The 13,439-nt window shown below is 42.7% G+C and carries 10 protein-coding genes and 1 riboswitch; of the genes, 9 read left to right on the top strand and 1 reads right to left on the bottom strand.

Going from position 1 to position 13,439, the window contains the following annotated elements:
• Positions 1-73: 73 nt before the first annotated feature.
• A complete protein-coding gene (locus I595_RS03875; RefSeq protein WP_054558102.1) occupies positions 74-1,078 on the top strand; it encodes an App1 family protein in 1,005 nt (334 codons plus the stop codon).
• 1 nt (position 1,079) lies between these two features.
• Here the strand turns inward: I595_RS03875 and I595_RS03870 are convergent, their stop codons facing one another.
• Positions 1,080-1,694 (bottom strand): deoxynucleoside kinase, encoded by a 615-nt coding sequence (locus I595_RS03870; protein ID WP_054558101.1) that lies wholly within the window; start codon positions 1,692-1,694, stop codon positions 1,080-1,082.
• A 289-nt stretch (positions 1,695-1,983) separates the two neighbouring features.
• Between I595_RS03870 and metK the strand changes: the two genes are divergently transcribed.
• The 8 genes from metK to I595_RS03830 all read left to right on the top strand — a co-directional run bounded on the left by metK (position 1,984) and on the right by I595_RS03830 (position 13,439).
• Positions 1,984-3,237: a methionine adenosyltransferase gene (metK, locus tag I595_RS03865; RefSeq protein ID WP_054558654.1), complete on the top strand. Its 1,254-nt coding sequence runs from the start codon at positions 1,984-1,986 to the stop codon at positions 3,235-3,237.
• Between the two features lie 361 nt (positions 3,238-3,598).
• Positions 3,599-5,533, top strand: coding sequence for a CocE/NonD family hydrolase (locus I595_RS03860; protein ID WP_172675907.1), 1,935 nt, complete (start codon positions 3,599-3,601; stop codon positions 5,531-5,533).
• Positions 5,534-5,648: 115 nt separating this feature from the next.
• Positions 5,649-6,005 (top strand): hypothetical protein, encoded by a 357-nt coding sequence (locus I595_RS03855; protein ID WP_054558100.1) that lies wholly within the window; start codon positions 5,649-5,651, stop codon positions 6,003-6,005.
• A 191-nt stretch (positions 6,006-6,196) separates the two neighbouring features.
• Positions 6,197-6,339: riboswitch (SAM riboswitch) on the top strand.
• Between the two features lie 118 nt (positions 6,340-6,457).
• Entirely contained in the window at positions 6,458-7,750 is a 1,293-nt protein-coding gene (locus I595_RS03850; protein ID WP_054558099.1) for an O-acetylhomoserine aminocarboxypropyltransferase/cysteine synthase family protein, read from the top strand.
• 134 nt (positions 7,751-7,884) lie between these two features.
• Positions 7,885-11,271, top strand: a complete 3,387-nt coding sequence (thrA, locus tag I595_RS03845) for a bifunctional aspartate kinase/homoserine dehydrogenase I (RefSeq protein WP_054558098.1) — start codon at positions 7,885-7,887, stop codon at positions 11,269-11,271.
• A gap of 115 nt (positions 11,272-11,386) precedes the next feature.
• Complete coding sequence (locus I595_RS03840) at positions 11,387-12,562, top strand: trans-sulfuration enzyme family protein (protein WP_054558097.1); 1,176 nt, start codon at positions 11,387-11,389, stop codon at positions 12,560-12,562.
• 43 nt (positions 12,563-12,605) lie between these two features.
• Positions 12,606-13,016 carry an RrF2 family transcriptional regulator gene (locus I595_RS03835; protein WP_054558096.1) on the top strand — a complete coding sequence of 137 codons (411 nt, stop codon included), beginning with the start codon at positions 12,606-12,608 and terminating at the stop codon, positions 13,014-13,016.
• Between the two features lie 159 nt (positions 13,017-13,175).
• Positions 13,176-13,439, top strand: a complete 264-nt coding sequence (locus I595_RS03830; protein ID WP_054558095.1) for a DUF2061 domain-containing protein — start codon at positions 13,176-13,178, stop codon at positions 13,437-13,439.

The raw sequence follows: 13,439 nt of genomic DNA, 5'->3' as shown, positions 1-13,439 counted from the left end.
CTTATTTACAATAGCAACATAAAAGGAACCGAAAGCACAAAACACACTTCAAAAGCCTGTTATCTTTGTTTTTATGGGGCTGTTCAAAAAAGACAAACTTCAGGTCATAGGCTTTCAAAGCTATGGTACTACTTCGCGATTGTACCTTCGCGGACGAGCCCTTGAGGATGAAGAAATTGATTTGAATCAGAAAGGACTTTTCAATCTTATCCGCAATTCTTGGAAACGTTTTGAAACCGATGAAATCAAGCATGCAGACCTTATCGTCAAATTGACGAACGGAGAAAGTCTGACCACGACCACGGATGATCATGGCTATTTTTTGTTGAATGAAAAGGTCGACGGCTTGTCAGGATTAATAAACCAAGAAGGCTGGTTGTTGGCCGAAGCCTCGTTTTCCAACATGCACTTGCATCGCGAAGTAGTGCACCAGAATCGATTTCCGATAGAAATGCTGATTCCACATACCACCTCAGCGTTTGGGGTCATCAGTGATATTGATGATACCATTTTACATACTGGCGTGGTTTCGTCCCTGAAATGGAAGTTGATACTCAATACCTTTTTTAAAAGTGCGACCAAGAGAAGAGCCCTTGAAGGCACAGCCGAATTTTACCACCAATTGCATTTGGGGAAATCTGGAAAGGCAGCCAATCCCATATTTTACGTAAGCCATAGCCCATGGAATCTCTACCGCTATCTGGAACTATTTCTGAAAACCAATAATTTTCCAAAAGGACCAATTTTGCTACGGCGAATGGCCAGCTTTCGTGCCAGGAAGAAGCCAGGAGAGTGGCCCCACAAATACCATGAGATTGTGAATGTCTTGAAAACCTATCCTGAACTTCCGTTTATTTTGATTGGGGACAGTGGAGAAAAAGATGGGGATATTTACATTGAGGTGTCAAAAAAATTCCCGAATCGAATTAAGGCCATCTACCTTCGCAGTGTGAACGATAGCAAGCGAATAAAACGCATTGAAAATCTGTTCAAAGAATATACCGACGTACCCTTCTTACTGGTCAACAAAACTGAGGAAGCTTATAAGCATGCCAAAACACATGGTTTTGTGCAATGAACTAAAACAGCCCGTGAATCTCAGCATCTATTTTATTGATGACCTCACCTAAATCCTCTGGGTTGTCCACAAAATTTAGGGCATCAACATCTACCACCAACAGCTTGCCTTTTTCGTAGGTATTTACCCAGGCTTCATAACGCTCATTTAAACGGCTCAGATAGTCTATGGAAATGCTATTTTCATAATCACGGCCGCGCTTGTGGATTTGGTTCACTAAGTTGGGTATGGAACTTCTTAGGTAAATTAAAAGGTCTGGTGGTTGCACCAAACTTTCCATAAGCTCAAAAAGTCCTTTGTAATTTTCAAAGTCCCTATTGGTCATCAGGCCCATTGCATGCAGGTTGGGGGCAAAAATGTGGGCGTCCTCGTAGATGGTCCTATCCTGAATCACTTTTTTGTTGCCCTCCCTAATCTTTAAAATTTGACGGTACCTGCTATTTAAGAAGTAGATTTGAAGGTTAAAGCTCCAACGTTCCATTTGCGTGTAAAAATCATCCAAATACGGATTGTCCACCACATCCTCAAAATGGGGCTCCCATTTGTAGTGTTTGGCTAAGAGGGTGGTTAAGGTGGTTTTTCCTGCGCCAATGTTTCCGGCTACTGCAATGTGCATGGTCTGGTATTTCTAGCTGATTATTGTAATAACTTAGAGGGGCAACAATATACGAAGTATATCCAGCATGATGAAAAAAATGGGCTGAAATACATTAAGGTTTTATTTTGATTTCAAAATTTTGAATTAAGCTTCAAATATGTACTTTTGGCATCCATTACATGAGGAAGGATTTGACTGATTGCAACCTCAATGACCCGTATGCGGTTATGTAAAAATGCTAAAGCAGTTCTACAGTTTTGTAAACTACTTCCATGCATTCCGTCAGAGCCTTCAAAAAAACATAGACATGCCTTATTTATTTACTTCAGAATCTGTGAGTGAAGGACACCCAGATAAAGTTTCCGATCAGATCAGTGATGCACTTTTAGATAATTTTTTGGCGTTTGATGCCCAGAGTAAAGTAGCCTGTGAAACCTTGGTTACCACGGGACAAGTAGTGCTTGCTGGCGAGGTAAAAAGTGATACGTATTTGGATGTGCAGACCATTGCACGGGACGTGATCAATAAGATTGGGTACACCAAAGGGGAATATCAGTTCAGTGGGGATTCTTGTGGCGTGATTTCTTTGATTCACGAGCAGTCACAGGATATTAACCAAGGCGTAGATCGCGGCAGCAAAGAGGAACAAGGTGCAGGGGATCAAGGAATGATGTTTGGGTATGCTACCAAGGAAACCGAAAATTACATGCCCTTGGCGCTGGATATTTCGCACAAAATACTTCAGGTATTGGCCGACCTGCGTAGGGATGGTACTGAAATTCCTTATTTACGGCCAGATGCCAAGGCCCAGGTCACCATAGAGTATTCAGATGATAATGTTCCCCAAAGGATAGATACTATTGTGGTTTCCACGCAACATGACAATTTTGATGAGGACGAAAAAATGTTGTCAAAGATAAAATCGGACATCATTTCCATTTTAATGCCTAGGGTCATCGCCCAATTTCCGGAACGGGTCCAAAGGCTGTTCACCAATAAAATCACGTATCACGTAAACCCCACGGGTAAGTTTGTCATCGGTGGTCCACACGGGGATACCGGTTTAACCGGCCGTAAAATTATTGTGGATACCTACGGTGGCAAAGGCGCACACGGTGGCGGTGCCTTTAGTGGTAAAGATCCCAGTAAGGTAGACCGCAGTGCTGCCTATGCGGCCAGGCATGCCGCAAAAAATCTTGTTGCTGCGGGTGTCGCCAATGAAATTTTGGTGCAGGTAAGTTACGCCATTGGGGTGGTGGAGCCCACTTCTATTTTTGTAGATACCTATGGCACTGCAAACGTTGGGCTATCAGATGGGCAAATCGCCAAAAAAGTGGCAGCTTTGTTTGATATGCGCCCCTTTGCCATAGAAGAACGATTAAAACTGCGTAATCCCATCTATTTGGAGACCGCTGCCTATGGCCATATGGGCAAAAGGCCAGAGTTGGTGACCAAGGTTTTTGAGTCGCCCTATAACGGTAGGATAGAAAAGGAAGTAGAACTCTTTACTTGGGAGAAGTTGGATAGGGTGGAGGATGTTAAAGCCGCCTTTGGACTTTGATGTGTAACAGATTGCGCTAAACGTAAGCTGTTGTGCATGTTTATAAGCGGAAACCATAAAAGGTTTGGGCGCGTGATTTTTAGTGACCAACTGCAGTATCGAGAAGGGGCCTTCCTGCTTAAATTTTAATGTAAGGTCCGCCTGCCGCCAACAGGGTGAAGCTGGTACTTCTTGCTACAGGATAATTCTGCCCAATCCACAAAATTGTTCAAAATATACAACGCTTACACGTAGTTGCCGGGCTAATACCTTACTTCTGCACCTATATTATGGTTTTGGCCTATTTTCTGCCTGGTAGGAAACTTGGTTTTACGGGATAAATCTTTGTAGTTTTAGAACGGATAAACAGAAACCGATCGCTATGAAAGTTATACTCAATTTTATTGTCCTTTTTGCCGTTGCGGTGTTCATGGGCTCATGTGCCAAAACCAACCAAAAGAAGGACACAGCAGAAGTGATGGACACCTATGTCCAAGATCATTACACCAAAAAGGAAGTGGATATCAAAATGAGGGACGGAATTACACTCCACACCACCATCTATGCCCCAAAGGATACCTCCATAAAATACCCAATTTTAATGCAGCGCACCCCATACAGCTCAAGACCATATGGGGAGGGGAATTTTAAAAAACAGATCGGACCCAACGTAAATTTGATGAAGGAAGGCAATATTTTTGTCTACCAAGATGTACGCGGGCGTTGGTTGAGCCAGGGCCACTATGAAAACATGCGCGCTTACATCCCCAACAAAACGGACAGTACCCAAGTAGATGAGAGCACGGACACCTATGATACCATAGAATGGTTGGTCAATAACGTAGAGAACAACAATGGGAATGTTGGGGTTTGGGGAATTTCATATCCCGGAATGTACGCCACCTATGCCACCATTGATGCGCATCCGGCTTTAAAGGCTTCTTCACCACAGGCTTGTATCGGTGACTTTTTCTTTGACGATTTCCATCACAATGGGGCCTATCTGTTAAGTTATTTCAGGGCCACCTCCCTTTTTGGAACACCACGCCCCAATGGGGACCAGCCTATAGACACCGCTTGGTACACTTTACCAGATTTGGGTACGGAAGACCAGTACCAATTCTTTTTGGATAAGGGCCCGCTTAAAAATTTAAACTCCTTTTTTGAGTATGGTCTTAACGATAAGGTCTCCATGGCACCTGATGATATGACGGATGATTTCTTTTGGAACGAACTTAAGGAGCATCCCAATTATGATGAATTATGGCAACGTCGTGGGTTGATCCAGCATTTGGACAAATCTAAATCCCATGTGGCAACAATGATCGTTGGCGGGTGGTTTGATGCCGAAGACTTATATGGTCCATTGGAGACTTATAAAAATATAGAAAAATATAGTAGTGGTTACAATACCATGGTCTTTGGGCCATGGGATCATGGGCGTTGGGCAAGAAGGAGCGAACGTAACCTAGTGGGCAATTACTATTTTGGGGACTCCATTTCCAACTTTTATCAGGATGAGATTGAGACCAAATTTTTTAATCACTTTTTAAAAGGCAAAGCCGATGGAAATACAGGGCTTCCAGAAGCCTATGTGTACGATTCTGGTAAAAAAGAATGGAAACAGTACGATGCTTGGCCACCAAAAGGAGTGGAGAAACAGCTTATGTTTTTATCGGATAACCAACAACTTACCAGCCAACAGAAAGACATAAAGGGGATACAGTTTATCAGTGACATTAAAAAACCGGTTCCTTATTCAGAGGACATCAAATCTGTTTTTACTCCCAGAAAATATATGACGGATGACCAACGTTTTGCGGCCCGCCGTTCCGATGTTTTGGTGTTTGAGACCGAGGTAATGGAAGAAGACCTCACCTTGGCCGGGGATATTATGGCAAATTTAAAGGTGGCCACCACTGGAGATGCGGCAGATTGGATCGTTAAAGTGATAGATGTTCACCCAGCGGAGGCTGAAACCAATGAAGAAATGCAAGATCATTTAAAAATGAGCAACTACCATTTAATGGTCCGGAGCGAGGTCATGCGCGGGAGATTTAGAAATAGTTTTTCCCATCCAGAGCCCTTTGTGCCCAACCAGAAAACTGCGGTTTCCATTAAGCTTCAAGACGTTTTCCATACGATTAAAAAGGGCCATAAACTCCAAGTACAGGTACAGAGTACCTGGTTTCCTTTGATAGATTTAAATCCGCAGACCTATGTGGATAATATCTTTAAGGCCAATGAGGAAGACTTTAAAACACAGACGCACACCGTATTTACGGATTCTAGTCTGGAGTTTACGGTGTTGAGGTAAAGGAACTTTTGTATTAACATACCACGAAAAACTGGAATTGCTTATTCCGATTTTCTTATTACTGTTTTGTTACTCTTGTGACGAATGTGATGATATCGCCTGCTTTACGCCACCAATGGCTTTTCAGTTTGATATTATTGATGCAACAATGGGTGAGCATGTTTTCACCAATGGGACCTTTACGGAAAGTGCCATTAGTGTAATGGATAGCGAAGACGATTCTGCCTATGACTTCGACTTCATTTCAGAAAATGCTAGAAATATTATAGTAATCTTTTCCATTGGATTTCAAACCCAAACTGTGACCCTCAGCGTTGCATTGGATGGCGAAGAAGTCTTTGAACTTTTTGTTGATGCGGTTCGGAAAACGGAAGACTGCTGTAATTTTACGGAGTATAACGCCAATGAGATTAGGAATGCTCAATTTGAACAAGATTTGGCAAAGCATGTGTATCGTATTTTGTTGGAATAATGGGAAAGTTTTTAGAAGAGTATCATTATTTTGTCAATGAATGCTGTAGTTTTCGATGCTTAACTACAAAAGAATATCTGATTAAATACCCCACTAAACCACTAGACTTTTGTTAAATTATCAACTTTCATTAGGATTTTAAATTTTTCTGACGTTATATTTGTCCAACAGAAGTTCAAACACGTATTGAATAGTTATCAAGAAAGGTGGAGGGATTAGACCCTTTGAAGCCTTAGCAACCCTTTGCCCCTTGCAAAGAAGGTGCTAAATTCTACCCAGCCCAATGTTTTGGGATTCCTTGACGGTATGAGCCGGCATGGTGGGAAGGATAACAGTCATCGAAATATTCTTTCGAAACACTTTCTTATAACTTTTTGATTTTACTTAACCGCAAGGTCGGCGGCTTAAGGTTTGGCTTTTTTTAATCATTTTAATTTTTAAAAAACAAAATCATGAGTACAAAAAAATTAGCAACAAATGCATTACATGCCGGGCATGACACCACCCAAACCGCTGGCACTAGGGCCGTGCCCATTTACCAGTCCACATCTTATGTCTTTAACGACACGGACCATGCCGCCAATTTATTTTCATTGGCAGAATTGGGTTTTATCTACACTAGGTTAAACAATCCCACCAATCAAATCTTGCAGGAACGCTTGGCGGCCATTGAGGGCGGAGTTGGTGCTGTAGTGTTTGCCTCCGGGACCGCTGCCATTTCAACGGGATTGCTAACCTTGTTAAAAGCTGGCGATCATATCGTGGCATCTAGCAGTCTTTATGGCGGTACCTTTAACCTCTTAAACGTGACACTGCCAAGATTAGGGATCACCGCCACCTTTGTAGATCCAGAAGATGCCACCAATTTTGGAAAAGCGGTTCAGGAAAATACTAGGGCCATATTTGTGGAGTCCCTTGGAAATCCAAAATTAGATGTGTTGGATTTAAAGGCCATCTCCAAAGAGGCCAAAGCGGCCAAAGTTCCCTTTATCGTGGACAATACCGTGGCAACCCCCGGGCTTTTAAATCCCATTGAGCATGGGGCAAATTTGGTCATTCATTCCTTGACCAAATACATTAACGGAAACGGCACGGCCCTTGGCGGCGCCATTATTGATGCAGGAACATTTGATTGGACCAATGGAAAGTTTCCTGAGTTTACAGAACCCTCTGCGGGATACCATGGTTTGGTGTACAGCGAAGCCTTGGGTGCCGCCGCATTTACGTTCAAACTAATTTTAGAAGGGCTGCGTGACTTTGGTGGGGCCATTAGTCCGTTTAATGCTTTTCAGATCATACAAGGCTTGGAAACCTTACCGGTCCGCATCAAACAACATAGTGCCAACGCATTGGAATTAGCAGAATGGTTACAGGATAGGGAAGAAGTGGCTTGGGTAAATTATCCCGGTTTAAAAGGCAATAAATATTATGAGCTTGCCCAGGAATACCTTCCAAAAGGACAAAGCGGCCTAGTGACCTTTGGTGTTAAGGGTGGTTTTGAAGCGGCCAAAAAACTTACGGATGCCACCAAAGTATTCTCCTTGCTGGCCAATATTGGGGATACTAAATCCTTGATCATACACCCGGCAAGTACCACGCATCAGCAATTAAGTGAAGAGCAGCAAAGAAGTGCCGGTGTCACCCAAGATTTAATTCGCTTATCCGTTGGACTTGAGGATGTTGAGGATTTAAAGGCAGACCTTGAAGCGGCATTTGCGGCCGTAGGTAATTCAGTTTTGGCCTAAATAAGGATTGCCATGTCATATTGGGTGCAGTGAAAATGCCTCAGCAGTAAAAGCTTGTGGGTTTTGGCTGCACCCTAGCTGGCGGATAGGCTTGTTTTAAATGTTACCGTTACCGTTTATTTTAGTGTTACCCCATGCTACAAAAAATTGAAATACAGAATTTTACGACCCATAGCGGACACCAGCAACATGTTCCCTTGTCTTTTGAACTTTTTGGCCAACCGCTGCACAGTGCTCCGGTGGTCTTGGTGAACCATGCGTTGACCGGAAACTCCAATGTTGCAGGGGAGCATGGGTGGTGGAATGCCATTATTGGCGATGGTAAGTGTATAGATACCCGAAAATTTACCGTATTGGCCTTTAACATTCCTGGAAATGGATATGATGGATTCATTATTGAAAATTATAAGGATTTCATTGCCTCCGATGTAGCCCGTATTTTTTTGGCAGGATTACAGCAACTAGGCATAGATAAACTGTTTGGATTGATAGGGGGGTCTTTGGGAGGCGGAATAGCATGGGAAATGGTGGCTTTACAACCAAATATTACGCAACATTTAATACCCGTGGCATCAGACTGGAAGTCCACAGATTGGCTTATTGCCAATTGCCAGATACAAGAGCAGATTTTAAAAAATTCCAGTCAGCCCGTCCATGATGCCCGTATGCACGCTATGTTGTGTTATAGAACACCGGAATCTTTCAAAAAACGCTTCCAACGTAGCACCAATGAAGCGTTAAAGATTTTTAACGTTGAAAGTTGGTTAATGCACCATGGGGAAAAATTACAGGAGCGTTTTCAGGTTTCGGCCTATCGGTTAATGAACCAGTTGTTAAAAACCATTGATATTACCAAAGGTGGCCAACAGGCATTTGAGGCCATAGAAAGCAGTGCAGCCAATATCCATATTATTGGTGTTAATTCAGATTTGTTTTTTACGGCAGAGGAGAATAAGGAGACTTTTAAGCAATTGGCTCAGGCCAAGGCCAATGTCACCTATGGTGAGGTAGAATCCGTTCATGGGCATGATGCATTTCTCATAGAATTTCAGCAATTACAACGGCTCTTGGAACCTGTTTTTAACGGCAAGAAATCCCAGCAGGGCTTAAAAATCTTAAAGTTTGGTGGAAAGTCGCTTAGCAATGGGGAAGGTTTACAACGTGTATTGGATATCATTACCAAAAAATATCAAGGAGGAGAGGCCATTGGAGTGGTGCTCTCTGCGCGTGAAAAGGCTACGGATACCTTGGAAAAACTTTTGGAATCTGCCGCAAACGGGAAAATAGATGAAAAGGCTTTGGCCCATTTTGAACGCTATCAAACCAATGTTGACATTACCGTGGACATCACTCCAGAAATGGCGCAACTGACCAAAAGGTTGAAAGGGGTCTCCCTACTTGGTGACTATAGCCTAAAAACCAAGGATGAGGTGCTTTCCTTTGGGGAACTTCTATCATGTAAGTTGGTGGTGAACCTTTTGCGAGAACGTGGGGTTCCAGCCGTTTTGGTGGACACCCGAAAATTGCTGGCAACAGACGATTCCTTTGGCAATGCTAGAATCAAGGAAAGGCTTTCAAAAGCCAACGTATTGCGTTATTTTTCGGGCTTGCCCAATGACGCCGTACCCATTATCACGGGATTTATTGCCGCCAATGAAAAGGGGGAAACCACCACTTTGGGCAGAAATGGCAGCAATTATACCGCAGCACTTTTGGCAAATTATTTGGATGCGGGCGTGGTGTTGAACTATACCCATGTGGATGGTATTTTTACCGCTGATCCCAATGATGTGCCCGAGGCCAAAATTATTGAACAAATGTCTTACGAAGAGGCGAATGAACTGGCCAATTTTGGGGCTACCGTCCTGCATGCCAAAACTATAATCCCGTTAATCGAAAAGAATATTCCCTTTCGGATTTTAAATACCTTTAATGAAAATTCCAAGGGTACTTTAATCAGTTCTAAAGTTAAAAAAGAAGGCATACGCTCGCTATCCGTCATTGAAAATGTGGCCTTGATCAACCTGGAAGGTCGTGGGCTTTTGGGCAAGGTAGGTATTGATGCACGTATTTTTAACACTTTGGGAAAACATGATATTAGCGTTAGCATCATCTCCCAAGGTTCATCAGAACGGGGAATTGGGTTGGTCGTAGATGCTAATAGGGCAACCGCCGCCAAGGTTGCTTTGGATGAGGAGTTTGCCACGGATTATTCTGATAAGGACGTTAATACCATTACCATTAAAAATGATATTGCGGTGATTTCCGTTGTGGGGCAGGATTTAAGCACATTTCACCATCCGTACAACGCATTGATTAAAAATGGTATCGTCCCGCTGTTATTCAATAATACCATATCCGGGAAGAACATTAGTTTGGTTGTGGAGAAAAAGATGTTGAAAAAAGCGGTCAATGTGATGCACGGGCAGATTTTTGGTGTGAGCAAACGCGTCAACATTGCGGTATTTGGACATGGAACGGTAGGGGGTACGTTAATTCGTCAAATTTTACACTCACATGATAAAATCAACCAAAGAAAAGGAATAGACCTTAGGATATTTGCAGTTGCCAATTCTAAAAAGGTACTCTTGAACCCCAGAGGAGTGGGTGAAGATTGGGAGGAGCAATTGGCGTCTACGGCTCCGGGATACGCCTTACAAGATATCATACACTTTGCACAAGAATACCATTTAGAAAACCTTATCGCTATTGACAACACGGCAAGCACGGATTTTGTAAGTCAATACTTTGAGTTGATTTCTGCTGGTTTTGATTTGGTTTCCTCCAATAAAATAGCGAATACCTTAGATTTTGATTACTATCAAATGGTCCGGGATAAATTAGAGGAGCACCAAAAACAGTATTTGTATGAAACTAATGTGGGGGCGGGCTTACCATTGATAGATACCATAAAGCTCCTACACCTTTCCGGTGAGAACATTACCCAGATAAAAGGGGTCTTTTCCGGTTCTTTAAGTTATGTTTTCAATACCTTTTCTGAGAGTGACCAGCCATTTTCAGCAGTATTGCAGACCGCTATGCAAAATGGTTATACAGAGCCAGACCCTAGGGAAGACCTTTCCGGAAACGATGTGGCAAGAAAATTACTGATTTTGGCACGTGAGCTGGATTTGGAAAATGAGTTTGCAGATATCTCCATTGACAACCTTATTCCCCAAGAATTGCAAGAGGTGAGCGTTGCCGCCTTTTTAGCCAGCCCAGATGTGTTGGATGCTAAATTCAACGCTATTAAAAAGGCACAAAAACCAAACCATGTATTGCGTTATATTGGAGATTTGTACGGTAATTTACAACAAAACAAAGGTATTTTGGAAGCCAAACTGATATCGGTTCCTAAATCCAGCGCGTTGGGCCAGGTATCTGGAGCGGACTCCATTGTAGAGATTTTTACGGAATCTTATGGTGATCATCCCATTGTCATACAGGGTGCAGGAGCAGGGGCGGCCGTTACGGCAAGGGGTGTTTTTGGTGATATTTTGCGAATAGCGGGAAAAGGCTGATAGGTTTTCTTAAGCCTAAAAACCATGGATGAGGTGTTGCATGCTTAAAGCGAGTTGGTGACTTTTCCAAACTTAAAATTTGATGGTCCTAAGGGCTATCCAATGAAATTGCGGAATGAAAGGTAAAAGCAGTAAAAAATTTGAAACCCAAGCTGTAAGGATACAAACGGAACGTACACAGTTTTTAGAACATTCCACCCCCATGTACCTCACGTCTAGTTTTGTTTTTGAGGATGCGGAGGATATGCGGGCTTCTTTTGCGGAAGAGAAGGACAGGAACATTTATTCGCGTTATTCCAACCCAAATTCCAATGAGTTTGTGGAAAAAGTCTGCCAAATGGAAGGTGCCGAGGCTGGTTTTGCATTTGCATCCGGAATGGCGGCGGTATTCTCCACCTTGGCCGCTCTGTTGGAAAGCGGTGACCATATTATATCTGCGGGCAATATTTTTGGTTCCACCCATACCTTATTCCAAAATTTCTTTCCTAAATGGAACATTGGCCATAGTTATTTTCCCATAGATGATTTGGATTCCGTAGAAAGGTTAATAACCCCAAACACCAAAGTAATCTATGCAGAGTCGCCCACCAATCCTGGTGTGGATATTGTGGATTTGGAAGCTTTGGGGGCCATAGCAAAAAAACATCAACTAATTCTGATTATAGATAACTGCTTTGCTTCGCCCTATTTGCAGCAGCCTATACAATTTGGGGCAGATTTGGTCATCCATTCTGGCACCAAGTTAATGGACGGCCAAGGACGGGTCTTGGCCGGAATCACCGTGGGGCATGCTGCACTCATAGACAAGGTATATCGCTTTGCACGGATTACGGGGCCCGCACTTTCGCCCTTTAATGCGTGGGTGCTTTCCAAAAGTTTGGAGACTTTGGCCCTACGCGTGGACAGGCATTGTGAGAATGCCCTACGGTTGGCCCAGTTTTTAGAGGGGCATGCAAAGGTGAACTGGGTAAAATATCCTTTCTTAAAATCACATCCTCAGTATCAAGTGGCCAAAAAACAAATGAAGGCAGGAGGTTGCGTGGTAGCCTTTGAGGTCAAAGGGGGGATAAAGGCCGGACAAACGTTTTTTGATGCCATCAGGCTTTTGTCACTTTCCGCAAATTTAGGGGATTCCCGAAGTATTGTCACGCACCCTGCCTCTACCACCCATAGTAAACTCACCAAGGAAGAACGTTTGGTATCTGGTATTACGGATGGCATGGTCAGGGTTTCCGTTGGTTTGGAGCATGTAGATGATATTATTGCAGATATCAACCAAGCTTTGGGCTAGGGATAGGTCAATTCTGAAACCAAGTTTTCCCTATCTTAGTCCCATGCTTTCCAAGAAAACAAAATATGGTTTAAAGGCGCTCACCTTTTTAGGTTCGCAACCTACACGGGAACCAGTTCAAATCGCAGAGATAGCAAAAGAGAAAAATATTTCACAAAAGTTTTTGGAAAGTATCTTGCTCACGCTAAGGAGAAACGGTTTTTTGGGTTCCAAAAAGGGGAAGGGCGGCGGTTATTATCTGATCAAGGAACCTAAGGACATTCAAATGACCACGGTCATGCGGGTATTGGAGGGACCTATTGCCATGGTACCCTGTGTGAGTTTAAATTTCTACGAAAAATGCGATGATTGTCCGGAAGAAGGGCAGTGCTCCGTCCATAAACTAATGTTGAAGGTCCGGGATGCCAATCTTGAGGTGTACCGCAATACTACCTTGGCAGATTTACTATCTTAACATGTGTTTGTACATCATATTTTTCTCACTATTTAGCTGGTAATACTATTAATCTATTAAAACTATAGGGTAATTATAAAAATATTTTGGTTTTAGCTTCTTCAATATAAATATAGTCTTATGTTTGTATTACCTATTAAATCTATAGGGTAATAAATTATGGTTACGGAACAGTTAATAGTGACATCAGAAAGAGGGAAAACAACCTACAGCAAGGACAAGGCATCAGAAAGTCCCAAACGTAGTATTGCCAAGTCCATTAGTTGGCGGGTAATAGGCACTTTGGATACCATTATCATATCCTGGATTGTAACAGGTACCCTAAGTTTGGCATTTTCAATTGGCTTTATAGAGTTAGTGACCAAGATGATGCTTTACTTTTTTCATGAAAGAATCTGGAATACCATTAGTTGGGGAAAATAA

The organism is Croceitalea dokdonensis DOKDO 023 (genome assembly GCF_001306415.1).
In the GTDB taxonomy this organism is placed as follows: Bacteria; Bacteroidota; Bacteroidia; order Flavobacteriales; family Flavobacteriaceae; genus Croceitalea; species Croceitalea dokdonensis.
The sequence above is the reverse complement of the archived record's forward strand: the minus strand, read 5'-3'. Positions and strand labels throughout refer to the sequence as shown.

What these genes read in the sequence shown, in the direction of transcription:
- thrA (WP_054558098.1), top strand. Translation starts at nt 7,885, where the DNA reads ATGCTACAAAAAATTGAAATACAGAATTTTACGACCCATAGCGGACAC.
- I595_RS03835 (WP_054558096.1), top strand. Translation starts at nt 12,606, where the DNA reads ATGCTTTCCAAGAAAACAAAATATGGTTTAAAGGCGCTCACCTTTTTA.
- I595_RS03855 (WP_054558100.1), top strand. Translation starts at nt 5,649, where the DNA reads ATGGCTTTTCAGTTTGATATTATTGATGCAACAATGGGTGAGCATGTT.
- I595_RS03830 (WP_054558095.1), top strand. Translation starts at nt 13,176, where the DNA reads ATGGTTACGGAACAGTTAATAGTGACATCAGAAAGAGGGAAAACAACC.
- I595_RS03860 (WP_172675907.1), top strand. Translation starts at nt 3,599, where the DNA reads ATGAAAGTTATACTCAATTTTATTGTCCTTTTTGCCGTTGCGGTGTTC.
- I595_RS03850 (WP_054558099.1), top strand. Translation starts at nt 6,458, where the DNA reads ATGAGTACAAAAAAATTAGCAACAAATGCATTACATGCCGGGCATGAC.
- metK (WP_054558654.1), top strand. Translation starts at nt 1,984, where the DNA reads ATGCCTTATTTATTTACTTCAGAATCTGTGAGTGAAGGACACCCAGAT.
- I595_RS03840 (WP_054558097.1), top strand. Translation starts at nt 11,387, where the DNA reads ATGAAAGGTAAAAGCAGTAAAAAATTTGAAACCCAAGCTGTAAGGATA.
- I595_RS03875 (WP_054558102.1), top strand. Translation starts at nt 74, where the DNA reads ATGGGGCTGTTCAAAAAAGACAAACTTCAGGTCATAGGCTTTCAAAGC.
- I595_RS03870 (WP_054558101.1), bottom strand. Translation starts at nt 1,694, where the DNA reads ATGCACATTGCAGTAGCCGGAAACATTGGCGCAGGAAAAACCACCTTA.